The 20,692-nt window shown below is 60.5% G+C and carries 9 protein-coding genes and 2 riboswitches; of the genes, 1 reads left to right on the top strand and 8 read right to left on the bottom strand.

The features are described 5' to 3' along the window. The 8 genes from HY737_02425 to HY737_02390 form a co-directional block, all read right to left on the bottom strand. Positions 1–396 (bottom strand): Ig-like domain-containing protein (locus HY737_02425; GenBank protein MBI4597241.1); only part of this gene is annotated, 396 nt, incomplete at its 3' end. Then, a riboswitch (cyclic di-GMP riboswitch) is annotated at positions 380–521 on the bottom strand. (Overlaps the previous gene by 17 nt.) Before the next feature lie 118 nt (positions 522–639). Next, a riboswitch (cyclic di-GMP riboswitch) is annotated at positions 640–785 on the bottom strand. 88 nt (positions 786–873) lie between these two features. Further along, a complete protein-coding gene (locus HY737_02420; GenBank protein MBI4597240.1) occupies positions 874–4,437 on the bottom strand; it encodes a hypothetical protein in 3,564 nt (1,187 codons plus the stop codon). 19 nt (positions 4,438–4,456) lie between these two features. Continuing rightward, on the bottom strand, positions 4,457–5,383 hold the full coding sequence (locus tag HY737_02415; protein MBI4597239.1) for a tetratricopeptide repeat protein: 927 nt from the start codon (positions 5,381–5,383) through the stop codon (positions 4,457–4,459). Positions 5,384–5,459: 76 nt separating this feature from the next. Continuing rightward, on the bottom strand, positions 5,460–6,338 hold the full coding sequence (locus HY737_02410; GenBank protein ID MBI4597238.1) for a carbohydrate ABC transporter permease: 879 nt from the start codon (positions 6,336–6,338) through the stop codon (positions 5,460–5,462). A gap of 143 nt (positions 6,339–6,481) precedes the next feature. Beyond that, a complete protein-coding gene (locus HY737_02405) occupies positions 6,482–7,366 on the bottom strand; it encodes a sugar ABC transporter permease (protein ID MBI4597237.1) in 885 nt (294 codons plus the stop codon). Beyond that, positions 7,353–8,543, bottom strand: coding sequence for an extracellular solute-binding protein (locus HY737_02400; GenBank protein ID MBI4597236.1), 1,191 nt, complete (start codon positions 8,541–8,543; stop codon positions 7,353–7,355). The genes HY737_02405 and HY737_02400 overlap by 14 nt, the downstream gene beginning before the upstream one ends. Positions 8,544–8,711: 168 nt before the next feature. Further along, a complete protein-coding gene (locus tag HY737_02395; GenBank protein ID MBI4597235.1) occupies positions 8,712–9,080 on the bottom strand; it encodes a PilZ domain-containing protein in 369 nt (122 codons plus the stop codon). A gap of 76 nt (positions 9,081–9,156) precedes the next feature. Continuing rightward, positions 9,157–19,695, bottom strand: a complete 10,539-nt coding sequence (locus HY737_02390; protein ID MBI4597234.1) for a response regulator — start codon at positions 19,693–19,695, stop codon at positions 9,157–9,159. A gap of 480 nt (positions 19,696–20,175) precedes the next feature. On the opposite strand from HY737_02390, the gene HY737_02385 reads away from it, so the two are divergent. Then, a complete protein-coding gene (locus HY737_02385; protein ID MBI4597233.1) occupies positions 20,176–20,412 on the top strand; it encodes a hypothetical protein in 237 nt (78 codons plus the stop codon). Positions 20,413–20,692 lie beyond the last annotated feature (280 nt).

The raw sequence follows: 20,692 nt of genomic DNA, 5'->3' as shown, positions 1-20,692 counted from the left end.
GGGGCTTACGTGCGCGGCGGCGAGGGGAAAGCTCCAGGTTTGGGTGGCCGCGTCGTAGCTGGCGGTGGCGTTGGAGACGGTGTAGGCGTAGCGGGTGTAGTCAAAGAGGTAGAGCCGCACGCGGCGGATCCCGCTGGCGTCGCTCGCCGTGCCCTGCGCGGTCAGGCCGGTGGCCGGAATCGTGGCTCCGGTGACCGGCTGGGTGATGGTCAGCGTGGGCCCCACCGTATCGGCGGCCTGCGCCTCGCTCATGAGACTCATATTGGAAAGCAGGAAGCTGCCCACCATCATGACTCCCTTCAACCAGCTATTATCAGCGGTCATCTGCGCTGTGCAATCCTGCGTAATCTGCGTATAAAAAAACCGGGTTGCCTGCTCCTTCGGCAACCCGGCCATCCCACCCTCTGCTGGCGTCGCTGAAAGCGACCGCTGCATTGCAGCGCGCGCCTTCGGCGCACCAGCAGGGGGTGGGACCCGTGGCTTTGCGTCCCCCGCTTACGCGGGGTTTGCTAGTATCGGGATTCCATCGGCGTGGGCCCGCTCCTCATGGCTCCTACCTACAGCATACCATAAGGCGTTGGCTTTCGCCAATATCAGTTTTCAATTATTACAAAGCAGCGTCGTCCGCAAGGCCGCTGGTTCGGCAGCTCGGCTATCCGATTCCAAGAGCGATATCACAGAGCGATATCAGATATCGATTTCGATATCTGATATCGGTTTTGCTCTTGCCTCTCGGACCCGTGGTTTTGCGCCCCTCACTTACGCGAGGTTTGCCCGTTCGTCAGGGTATGGAAGTATATAAGAGCTTTTCAAATCCAAGAACTAGCACATTATAGGCGTGATTGGTGGGGGTTGTCAATCAAAAAATGCAGTTTATCGGTCTTTCCAGAGGGCGGAATACAGGCGGTAACTGGCTCGCAACTGGCGCAGAAACGGGCTCTGGGCCCCGTCGCCCTGCCCGGTGAGCCCGTACCACTCTTCAAAGTTCCAGCCGCCGGGATACGGCCCGGCCCAGTTGGGATGCGTTTCCTGGATGGTGGGAGAAAACCGCGGGGGCTGTCCGGCTTTCCACCACTCATCGACCCACTCAAATGCCACTCCGCCGATGGCGTTGCCCACCCCCCGGCCGGCCACGTTATCCGCGATATCCACCCAATTCCCCAGGTGGTACAGCGCTTGGTCGCGCTCGGCCGTTTCGCGCGGTTGAGCGGTTTGGAAAGCGGGGCAGCCGTACTCCGTGATCAGCAGCGGTTTGCCGAGGACGCGTGCCACCTCCTCGAACATGCTGCGGCCGAAGCCGTGCCAGCCGCGGTAGCTGTTGGCGCCGAAGATGTCAATTGCCGGGGCGGCCTGCGCGATGACATCGAGAAACATGTTATCGCCATTGCCCAGGGCCACGGGACGATTCGGATCTTCCTTATGGATCCACGCGGCGAGCTCGTTGATGAAACCATAGTACTCCTTCGGGTATTTGCCCGCGTTGCCCACCCCCCCCACGATGCCGTGGACGCCGCCGTAATTGTTCTCGTTGCCCAGCACCCACATCAACACATACGGCTCATCCTGATATTCGCGCACCATGCGCTTGACACTCTCGAACATCCGCTGCCGCTGCGTCGCATCCAGATAATTGGTCCCATCCTCCCACTTCGCCCCCGAGCCGACGGTGTACATGCCGACGAAATCGCCCATCATCACCATGAACCCGTGCTGCTGGGCGAGCCGCCGCAGCAGCGGCTTGGCGGTCTTCGGATCGCTGTCCGTGTGATAGAACCGCAGCGTATTGACCCCCATCGCGCGAATCAACTGAAAATCGCCGACGGTCGGCTCCTCAGGATCCTGGCGGTCGTTACGATTCGTATCGACAAAGGCCTCGAAGACGTCCAGCGTCCCATTGGCGTTGCGATCCGCCTTCATCCAATCTTTGATCGAGCCTTCATCCGGCGTCTCCCCCACCGCGCTGGGCTTGTAGGTGAGGCCGCGCACCAGGTACGGCTTGCCATCCACCAGCAATTGCCAGTGCGCATTCTGATATTGGACCAGGCGCACGCGGCCCTTGCCCATCTCGCGCATCTTCGGCAGTGATGAGACATCGACGGCGGGGGGATTGACCTCTTCGGGCACGACGTTGACCATCCGCCCGGGAGACGGCCGAATCACGTCATTGGCGATGTCGTTGTCGAATCCATGCTCGATGACGACGCGCGAATCCTCAAGGCGCATCCCCAGCTCGGGATGCAGCCGGCAAATGGCGATGATTTTATCGCGCGCCACCTTGCCCACGTACCATGGTGTTGGCGGATCAAACGCGGTCCAGCCGATCGACATCGGGTAGTGCACGAGGACGGCCTGGTACGCTTTGACCGCCTGCTGCCAGAGTCCAGCGCGCTCGAGGGTGATGGCCGTGTAAAATTGCTTCACCCCCGGCTCCTCATCGGTGCTGGCCCACTTAAAAAAGCTGATCTGCGAATCGTCCGCAAAGGTGAAATCCCAGTGGTTACCCTCCAGCTTGCCGGCTTTCTTCGCCGCCTGAAAGGCCGGATCGCGCGAGAGGCCGCCGGCGTTGGGGTAGATCCCTTCTCCGACGGCCGCGGAGAGGCCTTCCCAATCCGTCACCTCGTAACGGTAGGCGGGCGTGCCCGCATCAATGAATCGGCCGTAGCGCTCATAATCGACCAGCCGTTCCTTGCCGGGATCCGCCAGCTGAAACGCCGGCGTCTCATGGCGCAGGCCCGCGGCCACATCGCTCGGCAGCGGGGTTTCCCACATTGAGGGGAGGTGGCGCAGCACCGGAATCTGCCGCACGAACACGGTCGTCTCATCGCCGATGCGATACGCCGGCCACTGCGGATCCAGCGGGACAGCGGCCGAGAACGTCACGAAGCCGGGATCCCGGACGAGATACTCGCCTGAAATCGAGCCGTTGGCATCGGTCCGCGCCGCCGAGGCGACCTCTTGCTCGTGAGGCAGCGGCTCGCTGATGGACTTCCAGAGGGGATAATTCGCCAGGGGCGCCCCCTGGCTGTCGGTCACGCGGATGGTGTACTTCACCGATTCGGCGTTTGTATGGACATCGATGACCGCCCGGTCCGTCGTGATGGACACGGCGGCAAGCGGCGTCTCAGGCCCGATGAGTACTCCGCGGGTTTTCGCCGTCAGCAGGCGGCGCGCCGCATTATAGGCTTCCATGGCAAGCTGATGCTCGCCGGGTTTGGCCTGCGGCGACACCGGCAGCATCACTTTCCACTGGTGGCGATTCACCTTGGTGGCACTCAGCCATTTGTCTTTGTCAACGCGCACCCGCACCTGGGCCACCCCTTCGGCCGCGTAGATCGTCACCGGCAGGCGGTCTTGGTACCGGCGGCCGCTGACCGGGCTCAAGAGAATCGCCTGGTTATACGACGTCAATGCGGCGAGCGCTGGGCGCGCCACACCCTCGGTGTGCTCCTTCGACGGAAACTCGATGAGGCCGAACCATTCCTCGGGATCGTTCGGATCGTGCGCCTCGGCGTCCGTAGCGCCATTCTTGCCATCTTTCCACCATTCGTCATTCCACTCAAAAATCACGCCGCCCGAAGCCCCCGATTGGAACACGTCATCCCACAACGCCACGAGGCGGTCGCGCTGCGCCTGCGGGCTGTGGCCGCCATAGCCGGCATGGTTGCCGGAGGCCGCCGACACGGAGAGGCCCACTTCGCTGACGATGAATGGCTTGCCCGCCGCCCTGGTGCGCTTGAGATGCTCGAGGTAGCTGCGAAACCCGAAGGTGCGGGAGACGCTGGCGGGAAAGTAGGGGTAGACATTAAACGCCGCCACATCCCACGCCGGGGTATTCAGAAACGCCAGCGGCACCCAATTGGCATGCGCGATGAATCGCGCCGGATCAGCGGCCTTGGCCTGCTGGGCCAGCCGCTTCAGAAATCCTTCCACCCCGTCGACCCCGCTGCGGGAGACGGCATCAACGGCGATCTCATTGCCGAGGACCGCGGCTAAGACATTGTCATGCCCTTTGAGGCGCTCCAGCTCTTTGCGGATCGGCTCGAGGATGGCGTCTTGCGCGGCGTCCGAGGAAAAATTGCTGGACGGGTCGAACCACAGGCCCTGCAGCACCATCAACCCGCGCTGATCCGCCAGCTCGAGGGCCTCCGGCGGCAAGGGTCTCCAGGTGCGGATGGTGTTGAACCCTGCGGCGGCGATGCGCTGGAAATCCCGATCCATGAGGCGCAGATCAGGGGAAGCGCTCCAGGGCACTTGGCCGGGGCGAACCGGGGCGTAGCCGACGCCTTTGACGAGAAACGGCTCGCCGTCGACGTAGAACCAGTCGCCGCGAATGTCGACGCGATGAGAGGTGCTCGAAGGATGACGGCGGGAGGGGATTTCAGCGGATGCGATGAAGGCGAGGAACAACACGAGGACGCAGATGACCGCAGATCGCATCTGCGTCCTCATGGTCCGATCAACTAATACCGAACTCTTCACGCAGCTTGTTGATGCGGCCGCGGGAACCGGTTTCCACCTTCCAGAACCAGCCTTTTGGATCCCAGCACTGCGCGAAGCGAAAATCGTTGACGACCCGCTCAAAGGCCGCCTTGGCTTCCTTATGCTTCTTCTGTTCCATGAGCGCTTCGCCCGCGATGAAGTAGCACGTCGCCACATCGTTGAGCGCCCAATAGTTGAAGGCCTTGTCCTTCGGGGCGAACTCGGTCAGCGAGGCCTGCTGCTTCTTGGCTTCGCCCTCGTAGAGCTCGATGCACTTCTTCGTGTAAAGCTCAACGCCCTTAAAGTCCTTCGCGGTGAGCGCCTCCCAGGCTTTGGTCGTCAGGGTCTGCGAGGTGTAGTCGCCGAAGTTATAGGACGTGCCGATGGTCGTCAACCGGTCGCTGGAGGCCGAGGCCACTTTCCAGAACCAGCCCTGCGGATCCCAGCACTGCGCAAAGGGAAATTTTTGGATCACGGTGTTAAACGATTTCTTGGCCTCTTCCACCTTGCCCTGGGCCAGCTGGGCCTTGCCCAAGATAAAGTACGAGGTGGCCACGTCATTGAGCGCCCAGTAGGTGAACGCTTTCTCCTTGGGCGCGAAATCCGTCAGGCTGGCCGACTGCTCCTCGGCCTTCGACTCATACAGGGAGATGCACTTGCCGGTGTACGCCTCAACCGCCGCATACTCGCCCTTCTCCAGCGCCTGCCACGCCTTGGTGGCGAGCGTTTCCGAGCTGAAATCGCCGAAATCGTATTCCGCAGCCGAGGCCGGGCTCGCGGCGGCTGCGGGTTTCGCCGCTGAGGTCATGCCGGTTTGTCCAGAAGACGTCGTCGCGCTCTCGGCGGCCCAGGCCGCCCCATTGCCAAGCAAGCCAGCAAGAACGATCCATCGGATGTGATTCATGCCTGCCTCCTTTGCCTCCTCAACGTGCTGACCATCACCGGGTAAGAGCTATTGTACCACGAATCCACGACGCTGACTAGCCTTTCAACGCGCCGGCGGTCATGCCCTTGATGATGTTGCGCTGCATGAGCAGGTAGACGGCGATGATCGGGAGAATCGAAATCACCATTCCCGCCATCAAGAGCGGATACTCGGTCAAGTGCGCCCCATGAAAGGCTAGCAGCCCGCGCTGCAGCGGCATCATCTCATGGCGCGAAAACACCAGGTACGCCAAAAGAAACTCATTCCAGGCCGACAGCGACGTCAGAAGGGCCACGACCCCGAGGGCCGGGCGCGCGAGCGGGATGATGATGTACCAGAACACGCCGAGCACGCCGCACCCATCCACCTTGGCCGACTCTTCCAATTCTTTTGGAATGCCATCGAAGAAGGGCTTGAGGATGAAAATGCCGAACGGCAACCCCCCGTTGATTTGCGGCAAGATGTAGCCCATGCGCGCGAGCCACTGGCCGTCGCCGCGGTCGATCAGCCCCATCTGGTTGAGCAGGATGTAGAGGGCCACGAACGCGCCGGGAATCGGAATCAGCATCGTGGAAAGCAACAGCTTATACAAGAATCCGGATCCTTTGAACGTAAAGCGCGAGAACGCGTACGCGCACAGCGCGGCGAGGGACACCACGCCCAAGACGATGACAAACGTGTAGAACAATGAATTGATGAAGTAGATGCCGAAGCGCCCATCCATCCAGGCGCGCGCGTAGTTCTCCAGATGCGGATGCGGCGGGATGATGCGGTAATCGCTGAAGACCGTCTGCTGGGTCTTGAGGCTGGAGGAGACCATCCAGATGAGCGGGAAGACGCACGTGATGGCGACCGGCAGGCAGATCGCATGCCAGCCCGCGTACCCCAGCCAGATCCGCGACCGCTGCAACAATAACGTCAACTTCGTATTCATAGACGTAATTACCAATTACCAAATTCCAATTACCAAACAATGATCAATCACCGAATGACCAATGACCAAACGGTTTGGGTATTCGGTCATTGGGACATTGGTCATTGTTTGGTCATTGGTGCTTGGTCATTGGTTATTGTCATTTAGGTGGAACGGCGCTGGAATCGCATCTGGGCGAGCGAAAAGACGAGGAGAATCAGCCCGAAGACGATGCCCTGGGCGCAGGCATAGCCGAACTGGGAGGAGCCAAGCATGCTGTGGAAGATCCGCGTAATCGGCACCTCGGTGTGGTACCCCGGCCCGCCGCCGGTCGTGGAGACGATGAGCGCAAAGATCTGCATCGTCCCCAAGATCGTCAGAATCGAGACGGTGACGAAGACCGGCACGAGCAGCGGCAGCGTGATGTGCCGAAACCGCAGCCACGCATTGGCGCCATCCACGCGGGCGGCTTCGTAGAGCTCATCCGGGATCGTCTGCAGCCCGGCCAGGAAAATCACGAAGCCCCAGCCGAAGCCCTTCCACATGTGGATGATGGCGACGGCGGTCAGCGCCGTATTCGGATCGGCCAGCCAGGGCCGCGTCCACGCCCCGAGCCCCAGCTGGACGAGCGCTTGATTGAGGATGCCGAAGTTGCCGTCGTAAATCCAAAACCAGATCAAGCCGACGACGATTTCCGAGAGGATCGGCGGCAGGAAGAAAATCGTGCGATAGATGCTCGCCCCGGTGAGCCGGCGATTGACGGCCATCGCCAGGACCAGGGCCAGGGCGTTCTGCAGGGTCAGGGCCAGCACGGTGATGTAGCCGGCCTGGAGAAACGATTTCCAAAAGACGTGGTCGCGCGCGATGACGTGCCAGTAGTTCGAGAGCCCCACGAACGCCTTCATGGTGAGGCGTCCGATGCCGTCCCATTCGAAGAGGCTGGTATAGGTCAGGAGGTAGAAGGGGTAAATACTGAACGTCACAAAGAGCACGAGGGCAGGCAGGAGAAACGCATAGGGGATCAGGGCGTCGCGGTTAACGCGTGCCATGGGCGGCGCGGTCAGCCAGATGGTGCTGCTTCACCGAAGCGACGCGGTTCGCCGTCTGCTCGGCGGTGGCTTCCCCAATGAGGATGGACTGGATGCCTTTATCGAAGGCCTCGATCACCGTGGAATCCTCCTGCACGGCAAACAGCCGAGGATGCACCGTCGACTCCATGGCCGCGGCGAAGGACGCGAGCGCCGGCGGAAGATTCGCGGCCGCCTCGCGGTTCGCCGGGATGTTGTGCGTGGTCTCGGTCAAATACTCTTGTTGGCTTTTCGCCGTCAGCCATTTGAGAAATTCGACCGCCTCGCCCTTGCGGGGAGATTTCGCGTTGACCATGAAGCTTGAGCCGGCCCCGCCCCAGGTCACCATCGGCCGGTCTTTCACGGGCGGGGGCATCATGACCCCGTAGTCCAACTCGGGATTCATGCTCTGGTAGACGTTCACGCCCCACGTGCCGTTTAACGCGAACACCGCCCGGCCACTGGCGAAGAGCTGCTCGGCGTGCTTGTTCACCATCGTCACGATGCCGGAGGCTGCCAGGCCGGAGTCGCGCAGCTCTTCAAACAGGTGGAACACTTTCAGCCAGTCCCCGTCGGTGTAGAGCGTTTCGCCGCGGTAGGTCGCTTCGACCTTTTTCTGCCCCATCAGATGGATCGCGTAGTCGGTGGCGAAGCAGTCGATGAGCCACAGCTCGGCCCAGCCGCTCACAAAGCCGATCAGATGCTGCGCATTCGCTTTTTTGCCGATCTCAAGAAACTCCTTCCAGGTCGCCGGAACCGCCACACCCAGCTTTGCCAGCAGCGCCTTGTTGTAAAAGATCTGGATGTTCATCACGTCGATGGGCGCGCCGTAGACGCCTGGGGCGACCCCGTACGGATTCTCCGGCTCAAAGGCGCTGGTGGCCAGAGCCTTGGGGAAAAAGACAGAGCGCCAGGCGCGATTCTGCTCATCCATGGCCGCTTCAAGGGGCAGGACATGGCCGGCCTTGATGAAGCTGGCCAGATCGCGGCTTTCGCCCAAAACACCGTAAATTTCCGGCAGGCCGTCGGTCTGGGCGGCGGCGCGGATTTTTTGGACGTAGACATCCGAGGGGGCGTAGAGCTCGAAGCGGACCGGAATGCCGGTGCGGGACTGGTAGCGTTTGGCCAGCTCGTTGAAGGGGGCCTCGCGGTCGGTCATCCAGTGCCACACCCGCACGGGGGATGGCCCTTTAGGACTGGAGCCTCCGCAGCCTGCGGCGGCAAGCAGGAGCAGGCTTGCGAATACAGAAATGCCCTTCCTTATGATGAAGGAATCTCGCATCTCAAAAAATGTCAGACACTTTTTCCTAAAAAGTGTCAGACACTTTTAGCCAAGCGGGGGGGTCGCGGTGAGCGCGGTGACGTCGTTACTAAACTCCAGGGCAATGCCGTAGTGCGTGTTGCCGTTGGGCAAGGCGATCGGATCGACTCGGACAACGCGCGAGCGGCCGGCCACGCGCGTGAAGGGAAACTCGCGGCGCTGCGGCTCGGGCACGGACACCGAGGTCATCACGAGCTGGTTCACGGTGTAGGCATGCTCTTCGGCGGTCTCGAAATAGACGCCGGCCAGGCTGATATTTTTCGTCACGAGCTCATGAAACGGTCCTGGCTCGCGCGAGCCGACGCGGCGGATGAGAATCGGGGCTTGCACATAGGCGCGCCGTCCCTTGCGCCGTTCTGCGTGATACGCGTCCATTTCCATAGGCGTCTTCCCTCCCCACTGTTATAGTGTAATGAAATCCTGCCCCTGTCACAAGCAAAAAGTTCCTCGATCAGCCACCCCTCCGTCGCGAGGCCAGCAACAACCGCAAATCTTCTTCGACGCCATCTGGAAGCTCGTCCGCTTGCGTGACGACAAACGAGCGATCCTGTTCCTGTTTGACAAATGGCGGCAACTGCCCGCCACCCGCGGCGAGAGTCACGGCCGTCCAGATCACGCGCGCCCCGGAGACGTTGGGGGCACCGCGAACAACCACGACACGACCGCCAAGCTTTGGAATCTCGACAACCGCTTCTTCTCGTGTAAACTTTCGTTTTCCAAAGAGCTCTCGGAGTTGAACCCTCTCTCCACCGACATCGATTGGCCGGTTGAGCACCGCCTCGCGCTCTGCCTCCGGCATGGTCGGGTCATACGTGAGGATGAAATTGACCCCGCGGTGATCCTTGCCGACCCGCCCATTGGCTTCTGGCAGCCGCAATTGCGACTCCATCGATGCCAAGGCCGCGATGGCGCTCTCCCCGTCATCGATGCCACTCACCAGCGCCTGCAGATCCACCACAATCCATCGGGGGTCTGTCTGATCAAAGAATGAGTGCACCTGTTCTTTCGTAAAGAGTTGGCCGGTCCCTGGCATCCGGGCGATCACCGCGTCTTGCATAGCGGGGTGGTCGGCGTTGAGCGCCTTGCCCTGCCCATCCTCCAGCCCCCGCTTCTCCGCCACCTCGAGGAGTGACTTGTCACCTGAATCCAGTGACGCTGTCTCCCCGGTCATGTCGTCCCGGCCCATCGTCGGTTTTGGTGCGGCAGAAGGCACTGTACCGGACGATGGCAACGTGGCAACCGCCTTGGTGCCGTCAGGACGGGTCTTGAACTCCAAGATCGAGATATTCGGTTCAGAGTTGCGAGGATATTCCGCGATCGTCTCCACATCATAGCCGGCAGCATACGCCACATTTTTGACGGCTCGGATGTCGCGCGTGAACTGATTCGACTCGACATGGGGCGCATCGTTTCCCACCCCATTGATCCGGCCTTGATTCGACGCCAGCTTTGGAGGATTCACCGAACTCAACTCGGCGGTGATAAACCCATGCAGGCTTAAAAACGGCTTCCACAATTTGAGGAATTCAAATAACTGCTGATCATGTTCGAGCACGGAAATTAAGCGCCCGGTGACGGGATGAAGAATGATTTCATGGTCAATACTGCCAGTGATCGTCCGCCAGCGCGCAATACCCGCGCGGTCTTCCACCTCAACCCAGGGACGATTATGGATCAGGAACGTCGCCGTCTCTAATCCATCGGCCATGCCGATATCCGTCCACCCTTTCGTATATTGCGGACGGCCTTGCGCATCAGGAATGATCTCGCCACGGTCATCTTGCTTTGGCTCAAAATATTTGCCCTCGGTCGTGCCAAAATATTCAGGATGGGCGGCCACGTGACGGGCAATCGCTTCACGGATATTGCGTTCCATCTGGACAGGATCTTTGATATCCCCGATGACCCGAATGTATTGATGCCGCGGGACACCGCCATTGAGCAAGGTTTGCTCGGCCACATTCAAGGCTTCTTCATTCAGGTCCACCAACACCAGCAATATTTGGTTCCGAGGATCCTCAGGATGTTCCTTCAATCGTCGTCCTCGATCCGTGTCGGCCATGATCCGTTGGTATTGCTCAAGGGCCAGTTCCCCATTGGAGGTGCCAATATCAACATGCAGTCGCGGCTGGGCATCAAGATCCCCGTTAAATTTCGGTGTGGTTCGCTGCAAGATGTCGCGGTAGTAGCGCTTCTTATGGTTCTCGCCGGTGGCATAGGCATTAACAGGCCGGCGCAGGTTGGTTTCACGGCCTTGAGCATCCCGCGGAAACAGCGTGGCGAACAGCGGATGATCCTCTGTCCCTTCGGTGGTCAGCAGGTCAATGAAACGCGCCCGCTGCGGGTAATAGGACACAAAGACGCCCGGGGTCCAGGCCAGACGCACCGCTTCAGCTCCAGCAGGCGTAAACCTGACGATCGTATGCCCTTGTTGGCTGGTGCTGAGTGCTGCCCATTGCAACCGTGGATCGCTCATCAAGCGGAATGCTTCACTCAGAAATTCTACATCGAGTTTTAACGGGACGTCGGTGCCATCGGCCAGCATCGCGGTATAGCCTTCCGATGTCAGCTCGGCTTGGATCGTGCTCAAATCCACGCGTCCTCGCCTTACCAACTCATCAATCAGGCTGACTGGCTTGGACAGCTTAGGATGTTTGAGGAAAATCGCTTTGAGGGTCACCAGGGTGGGAGTCATCAATTCGCCAACGAAATGCCGCTCAACCTGGCGGGCGGTCGCATTGCGTTCTTTCGGAAATCCCTCCACGGCCGCATTGATCAATTCGCGGTAGGTGGTGAGAACTGCGTCCCTCGGGGGATCGCGAGGCCGGCTTAGGAAATACTCATCCAGCCAGATGACCGCGGGCAGAAACCGAAAGAGCGCTTGGAAGTGCGTGGGGTATTCCATCGCCAACCGAAATGCCATCAGCCCTTCGTCGGTGGCGGTATAGATGATGTGATCGCCGTTGGATGATCCATCGGCTGTAAAGGAATTTCCCTCGCGCGTGACCCAGCCGACCGAGGCGAAATACCGCATGGGCGCATGCACGTAGTCATTCACATGCGCATAGCCCTTCGTCTCGCGAAGGTATGCTTTCATCTCGCCTGCGGTTACACGTCGATGTGTTGGCGTAAAGAGCTGTAGGAAACCAAGCTGCGCCGCGGCGCCAAGGGCCGGGCCAACCGCCGTGCCATCGCCTTCGATGAAAATTTCCTGGAGAACTTGTGTTGGGTCAAACGGCTGCAGCACGATGAATCGCCCAGAATCTCGAGCATCCTGCAGCGAGAGATCGCCCTGCAAGACGCCAAGCCGCTGCCCCAGAGTCAGCGACGCGGTGCGATCAACTGGCTGTCGCTCATTATTGATCGGATCAAAAACGTAGAGGCTTGCCTGTCCTGCTAACATCGCGCGCCCTTCGTCGTCGTACCCCTTCACGAGCCCCTCACGGCGCAACAAGGGGTCTCGCAGCAACTCTTCCACGGAACTGCCGGTGTTTTTCGGGGTCAGTTCAACCGCGCTGGCAACCCCGAGCCCTCTGAGCATCAGGCGCGCTGCGGCTTTTTCCTCCGGGCTGAGGGCTGGATCACTCAATCGCTCAATCCATTCCTGTCGCTTCAAGTCCTCCTTGATTGGGACATGATACCGACGGGCGAGGGGCTCAAATCGATGGCGGATCGCCTCGGGGAATTCGTTACCATTCACCAACCGCTCCAAAAGTCCAAGCCCCTTCTCTGATAATGATTCCGATTGCAACGCTTGTGGAATCTGCACGATGTATCGCAGTGGGCGCTCTGGCACAATGGTATAACTTGGCCCTGCTTGTAACGGTACGTTCACCCATTTCAGCGTGATCAACACGCCAGAAGCATCTTGCTGTAATGCCGCCGCTGCGAGCGCCTCTTCAACAGTGGCCTCTTTTGCCACAGGTTCGGCCGTGGCTGCCACCGGGGGGCGGGAGAGCACTTGATCAATGGTCGGTTCGCTCGGCGGCGTCGGATACACTGGGCCTGGCAACCCATGTCCCGCGGCATCAATCGGTTTCTGGTCGTAAAGTCCGGGCAAGCGGCGCTCCTCCATCGGAGGAGCGGTCACGCCAGGAATTTGTGGGCGAAGTGTGCTGCGGTCACGCTGCTCATTCGGCGCGTCAGGCTGTCCTGTCAATGAATCGGTCTGTGGTCGTGTTGGGTTTCCAGGCAACCGGGCATCGGGCAGATGCGCTCCGCCAAATATTGGCGCCAGCGTTCTAGCACCACCCACCCCAAATAAGAGGCTGTGGCGATAGAGGTAGTAGGACACCAGGACGCGCGCGACGTCTGGCGCCGTCTCCGCGAAGGGAGAGCGCGGGTCAGATTTCAGCAGTGCTTCAATGTGTGCCCTAGCGCCTTCAGGTCTCAAGCGTTCTGAAGGGTCGAGGCGCTCATCAACAAGCTGCTCAAAAATGTGCGTGACCTCGTGTTTCTGAAGTAACTGCCACTCTTCCTCCTTGGATTTCCACAGCGCTTCTTCAGCATCGCGACGTGAAAAGCCATCGTTCATCAGGCGGTTGACAGCACCCTCAAATGCGAGCGGGCTATGCGGCTCCCACAACAGGCCGCGGGTATAGGAAACGATGTCCACGTGTGCCGCCGGCATGCCCGCAACTTCTGCCGCATGCTCAGGGGGATGCGCACTAGTCAAGGACTCGGGGGAGGGATTTTCGACCGGCGCGCCGCCGCGAATCGGGCCGCGCTCTGGCAACTCACGAATCACTTCCTGCAACCGAACGGTATCGGCAAGCGGTGCGTTTGTGGCAACGATAGTTGGTTTCGCCCCCGGATCCGTTCGCTGAATGATTTGCGCGAGATCCCCTTGGACGATCTCCAGTCCCAGCCCCGCTTGTTGACTGGCCGGACCAATGAGCACTCCATCAAAAGTCCCGGGCTGTTGCCGCAGCATAGCAACGGCCGCTTCCACGGTATCTACCCGTGTCACGTCATGCGTCTTTTCCACCGCAGACCAATCTGGAATATTAAATCCGCCAGGATGAACGACTAACACGCGGGGCCGCGGTTGCTCAGAAGATGTCGCTGGCGCGGCGGCGGTCCACTGAGCCAGTAAATCATCGGATTCTTCAGGTGTGAGGCGCCGTTCGATCCCGGGATCCGTCAAGAGCGGTGGGATCTCATCAAGCTGGAACTTCCCCAGGGCGAGGCGGGAGAAGATCCCGCGCACTAAGTCAGGATTCTTGCGGCCGGCGGCCGACTGCGCGAGCTGCTCAATGATCGGCCGAAGAGCCTGGGGAACGCGCCAGATGTCGTAGATCCGCGGTGTTTGGGCCTGCAGCGCCGCCCGCTGAAGCTCCGTCATCTCCGGCGCGGCGGGGGTAGCCTCGGTCGCGGCGGCATCAGGCGTCAGGTACCATTGCCCATCACGATACGTTAGTCCTTTGCCCAGATAACTCGGAAGCTGCTCTTTTGTGAGCAGGAGCGGGCCAAGACTAACCTGATGCACCGGTACACGCGCGCCATTCGGCAGTGCGTCAATTGCTTGTCGAACAGTCAAACCAGGCTTCGGCGCGGCGCCGGGGAACACCGCCTCAGGGCCGACGGGCTGATCGGTGATATAGGCCGTGGGGTCTTCCACACCCACGGAGGCGTACGATCGCACTGGACCCCGGGACACGCCCTGCGGCTCGAGCAGCCGGCGGAGGGATTCATCCGAGACCGTGGGCAAGGAGGCAAATGCCGCCACGCCAGCCTGCACCAGAATGACGGCTCCGGCATCAGAGAGGACAAAGAAGCTGCCATCATCCGATGTCGGCAATCCCTGCAAACGATCGTTCTGCTTGCTGACGAGCATCGGTTCCCCCTGGAGATCCTTCCAGATATACGGTTTCCTCGTTGGTCCGGTCTCTGGATCTGCGGCGATGACCCGCAACGCGCCACTCTGGTCGTTGTTCAGCAACCTGGAGAGCACGAAGAGACCTTGCGAGTACGTCAACTGCATCGGCGTGAAATCGCGACCCACCGGCACCACCAAATCGATGAGCCTCTCCGGCGCGCCGCTGGGACCTTCTTGGGGTTGCTTGCCGCGAACAGAACGACTCTCGGCGCTGGAGCCTCCGCGAACTTCGGGTCCTTCCGGCAGCCCCTCTGCGCCAACGCTTTGAGCCGGCGCGGGGGCGGCAATTTCCGTTGGAGCAGCAGCATGCTGGGCTTGCTGGGGGGGAGCGAACGTTAGCCGGTATTCCTTGGTAGGATCATCCAGTTTTCGAAACAATGCGAGACCGAGGTCATCCAACGCCTGAGGCGTTCCGACAGGCTGATTCGTTGCGGCATCCACCAGCCCGACCACAATCCCCTGAAAGAGCGACTGCCCCCATGTAGCCCTTCCCCGCGTGTAGACGTGAACCTTCACATCCAGCATCGCAGGGCTCGTCGAGTGATCCCAGAATGGCTCGGCGATGATGCTAAGGGCATCGGACATGACGACAATCGCCCGGCGCCACGTGAGTGTTCGACCTTGCACTTGCTGCCGCAGCACCGGCACGGTGTTATCAAATGTCACCTCGCTCGCAATTTCGACAGAATCATTGAGCGCGAGCATGGTCTTTGATGCGCTGGGTTTCGCCGTGTGCGGATCAATCGGGTATCCCCGCACGACCACGCCATCGCGAAGCTGGCCCTGCGAATCGACCAGATACGGATACTTCGTTCTAAACGCGTCATGGGTGACGATGTCAGCGACTTGGATGAGGTTGCGTCCTGAAGGAAGCCAGGGGAAGCTGGCCCGATTCACGATCGTTGTCTCGGTTAAGGTGGTCTCGGGCAAGATTGGCGCGGCCGCTGGAGGAGGCGCAGCTCCGGCGATTGCGGCAGGAACGTTGCTGAGCGCGGCCAGTTGAGTGATGATGGCATCGAGCGCTCGCCGCTGATCGTCACGTGGTTGTCGGGAAAGATAACGGCGAAGATGTTCTTGAAGTTCTGCGCTGCCGGCTTGCAGCACGGCGCGACCATCGCCGGAACGTTCACGGGTGTTGTGGCGTTCAACGATCTCCACGATTTGTGGACGTGCCGAAACAGGGATCTGATCGAGCTGCTGTTGTTTCACGCCAAGCACGCCTTGCAGAAGGTTTTGGATATCACGCCAGATGAGCTCTTGCTCTGGCAGCAGCTTCCAAGATCGTTCCGGCGCGCCGCCGACCGAGTCCGCAGGACGAGGGAGTCCCGCCTGCGGCGGGACGGAGCCACCAGCTTCGCCGCGTGTGATCGATAACAATCGTTCAGCGATTGTCTTGGCTTGGTCGTATGACAGCGCCCACAACCGCTGCGCAATGAAATTCGTCGCGACCGACGGATTTTGAAAGGTCGGCGCCGCGTTCACGGCCTCGGTCATGACGGGACGAGCGTCCGGCTCCGCGATGCCATAGGTGCCGGCCAACGCCACCAGTGAATTAACCAACAGCTGCTGCTCGCTTGCCAACGCCCCCGCATCTTCGACCGCGGCAAGTGCTAGCTGTTGACGCGCATGCGCAGCGTCAGCCGCAGGGACGTGGGGTGAGTCCGAGACGTCCTGAACCGGCACGGCGCGCTGCGAAGTCGCCGTGACGACTCGATCGGTCCGAAGCAGCGCGAGAGTCTCCAACGTCTGCTCCAGGGCTCTGCCAATCTGGACGGCGCTCACGTGGGGGGAGGCCGATCGGATCACGCGCTCTACGGCCGCTTCGGTGTCCTCCGCCAGCGCACGCTCCTCATAAAACTCTGTCAGGAGCTCGGCGATGGAGAGCTTCAGCGGTAAGCTCGTGGGCTCATCACTGGAAAGCCCGACACCTCGTAACACCGCGTCCACCGAAGCCATGATGCGACCCTGCTCGCGCTCAGACAACTGCGCAAACAGGTTTTCCGTCGGCACGGCGGCGGCTGGCTGTGTCATGTCGGATTTCGGACGCACGGCCAGATGGCCGTCCGCTGCGCGGTAAAACTCGACCGCCGTGGCGAACTGCTCAATGAGTTTCGGCATCGCTGAACGGTTTTCCAGTGTTGCGTAATGCAACCGCCGCAGCAAATAGCGGACTCTCGAGCGTTCCTCCGCATCCTGTGGGACGACGACACGACTTTCAAAGTTTGTCACCACGGTCTCAACATCTTGCTCAATCCATTGCCCGGGCTTATCGCCGTAGAGGACTGTCGCTACCACAGCCTTGCCGCTCTCAGCATCGTCGGACATCGGCGCTGCGGGTCCTCCAGAGGGCTCGGCTGGCAGATCCATGCCACCGCGGGCGCCGGGGATCAAGCGGTGGATTTGCTCGGTGGAGATGGCCCGTGAGAGCGTTTCATCATCGCGCTCTCCACGGCGGACTTTCCCGATGAGTGCGTCAATCTCCGCCAGCGCCTGCCGCCGCTGATCCTGCTCCTCGGCCATCGGCGCGCCGCCGGGAATTTGAGGTGGAAGGTCGACGGCCGAAGGTCGAAGGGGATCGCTTCCACCTTCCACCTTCCACCTTCGACCTTTAACCTGTTGCCCTTCGGCTGGCGCGGCGGGGGCGGAATCAAGTTCGGAGTGCGGAGTTCGGAGTTCGGAGTCGTCCGGCGTGCCGCCGGCGACAGGGTTGGGTGCGACAGGAAGAGCTGCAAGGGTTTGAGCCACTCTTGCTGCAATAGCATCTAGAGATTCTCTCTTTGAAACCACGGTCGTCCGCAACTCATTCGCACGCGAGGTCACTTCTGGCGTCACTTCTGCAGTGACAAGGAATGTGGGCGGTACTGGTTGCGCGCGCTGCTTCCGCAACTCGCTAATGAACTGGAGCCCTGTCATGTTAGGCATTCTCTGGTCGCTCACAATCACATCAAACGGTTGGCGTAGCGCTTCCGCGAGGGCCTCTGCGCCGTCGGACACAGCGACTACCTCATAGCCTCTCCGCGTGAAAAATTCGCTCAAGATCTGACGCGCATCCTCGTTATCTTCCGCAAGGAGCATCCGAGGAGTAGTCCGGGGCTTAGAACTTTCCAGCGCGCGATCGGTGGGAGTCCCGGAGGCAACGCTGGAGGGGCCGCCGGTCAAAGGCATATTGATGGTGCGTCGTTCTGCCTCAAGCCATCCCACCAACGGTTCAGCATCGTGATGATCCACGATCCCAGCCCTGAGAAGCTCGATCAGCGTTGCATCCCGTGTCAAGTCAGCGAGAAGAAAGCGAGCCGCCACCTCCACGACCTGCTGGGTCCCTTTCTGTGGCCCGGCAGCTCTGATCACGACCCGAAACTGCTCCAGCATACGCTGAAGCAATGCGAGATCGGCTGAACTCAATCGGCTCAATAATTCAGGAGGCAGAAGGTCTTGTACGACGGCGGCGGGGCGAGCATCATCCGGGTGATAGTCACCTTCGGATTCTGGCTGGTCCATCGATCCCGTGAATCCTCTTCGTTCGCCCTCAGAGGAAAAGTTCGGCGCGGCGGGGGCGGAGCCGCCTGCGGCGAGCTGAGGGCTGGGGGCTGAGGGCTGGGAGATGAAGGTATTGTGCGCCACGATCCCATTGCCGATGAAGTTGTGGGTGCCCTCGACTTCGATGTCATAGACGTGTTGGCGACCGCTGGGTTCAATCGCGACGATGCGATCCCACAGCACATCCGTTGGCATCGGCTCTGACGGTGTGCTATACTTGGCCGTGGCTGGAATGGCCACTGATGAAGGAGATCCCATGAAAGCCGCGACGTTGCTTGGAGAAGAGGTTGTCTCGTTGACATCCTTTCTCGCCCATCCCTCAAAGCATTTGAAGGGTGTGGTGCGCGTGGTCGATAAGGGCGCGCGCTCGGTGGGCATGTTTCTCGATGCCGAGGCGCTCGATGAATTGCTCGAGGATATGGAAGCCTCGTCTCCCGCGTTCTTAGCCTCGCTCGAACGATCCCGCCGCTCGGGCCGCAGCTCCGGCGCTGTCATCAAGAAGCGGCTCGGCATGGGATGATCCGGTATGACTTCACTCGCTTCGCTGAGCGGCAGTTCGTGAAATTGCCCCGCGATCTTCAGCGCCGCATCCTGCACAAAGTCGAACACTATCTGGCCCAACCCCATCCTCTGGACTTTGCCGAACCTATCGTGGGCAGTCCCACCCCGGCCTATCGGTTTCAAGTCGGCGACTACCGCGTGATCTTCGACTGGGACGTTGACTGCATTTTGATTACCAAAGTCGGCCATCGCCGCGACATCTATCGCTGACGGTTTCGGCACCGCAATCGCTTCGCCCACACTCAAGCCGCTGACCTTCCGCCAGCCGGCCTGCGTCAAGTAGGGGTGCGTCGCCGTCGTCGTAATCGAGCGTCCCGAGGCCGTGGTGAGCCGAAAGACCGGCTTGATCCCCATGTCGAGCAGCCCCTTGATGCGGTGCGGCTCGATCTGTTGGGTTTCCTCGTTAAGTGAGAGTACGTAATCTCCTGGCTGTACTGCCACGATCTGAACAAGAGTTGGCTGGGAGCTAGGAGCTAAGCGCTGGGCGCCGGTTTTGTTTCCAGCTTCCAGCTCCCCCGGCCCGATCGCCGGGGCGGGCCAGCTCCTAGCCACGTCTGCTCTGATGAGAGGAAGCAACGTCTCGCCGGTCACACACCGTCCCGCGTCCTCTTCCGGCGCGGCCCCTCCGCCTGCGGCGGGCGGGGCTCTGGGCTCAGGGCTGACCGGTGGTACGCCAGAAGGCTCAAGCGAACTATCCACGCCACCAGCAGCTAATAACAGATAGGCAGCTTTTTCCAAGGCCAGCTGACGCAGGGGCGTGAGCACTACGGGCGGCACGGTGACCTGCTTGCGAAGCAAGGCCAGGAGGAGGCTGTCGCCTTTGACGCCCGGTTTGACGGTCACGAGGACACGGCGATCCGCTGACGGTGTTGACGACGTGTCCGGGTATTCAATCGCGATGACTCGCGCCCCCCATTCTTCAGTCGCCTGCGCGCTGAGCTGGACAAGCTGACCAGGAGCCGACGGTGGCAGGTGATAGTACTCGCGAAAGCCAGTTTCGAGCGCCTCCCGCATCTCCCAGGGCGTCACGCCATCGCCTTGTTGCGGCGCGCCGCCGGAAGGCCCGGAGGGAACAGAATAGGGGCGAGCCTCTTGGGGTCGTCCACCCTCAATATTCGTCTCCGGAACGATACGATCACCTCGCTCTTCTGGTGGTCGTTGCGGCCTTTCACTAAAGCGGGTAACGCCGCCGCTTGTTGGCGAAACAGGCTGCAGATATTTGGCCGCAACGGCCTCATCGGCAAACTTGCGGGCGTTTTCTGGAGAGAGACCCAACCGCTCTAAGGTTAGGACGCCGATTAACGCCTCACGCGCTTCAGGGGTTTTCGACGGTAGAGCATCCCAGAAGTCTTTAAGAGCGTTCCGAATCAATTCGTAATTGCTCTGGCGATCCGACGGATCGCTTCTTGTTACGGCCGGGTCAGTGTTGATGCGATTGGCCAGGCGACTGATCGCCTCCTCATCCGCGCGAACCTGAGCGAGCTCTCCACCGCTATGACGGCGCGCGGCGCCGACTGGTTCACGTTCGCCGAATTCGTTGGTCGCTCCTGGCGGACGCTCTTTCTGTTCGCGCTCGAGGCGATTGAGGGCGTCGTCGATGGTGAAGGTGGCGAGACTCAGCAGCTCAGACCCACGTTCGTTGAATTGATCGGTGTAGTGCAGGTCAAAGGCAAGGAAGGGTCCTTTCTCATCGACGCGCACCTCAACATTCACGTGCGTGAATTGTTGTAGATCAGTGAGGGCCTTAGCAACGGCTTGCACCATGTCAGGCGACACGACGCCATTCTTCAAAAAAGCAGGAGGAATTTCCCTGATGGCGCCTAGCGGTAAGGTGCGCGGCACCAATGGCGCCTGATCAAAAACCTTGGCCGCCGCATCGGCAAGCAGCCCAGAGGTATCAGCCTCCAACAGTGGTACGACAGGGCTTTGTGCTGAAGACATTTGCCGCTGCCATTGCGAGGCGGCCGCTGCCGGCATCGTCTGCGTGAGGGAAAAGATCACGGACAAGAGC

The organism is Candidatus Omnitrophota bacterium (assembly GCA_016209275.1).
Lineage (GTDB): Bacteria > Omnitrophota > Gorgyraeia > Aquiviventales > Aquiviventaceae > JACQWM01.
Note: the sequence above shows the minus strand (reverse complement) of the source record. Positions and strands in the feature narration are given on the sequence as shown.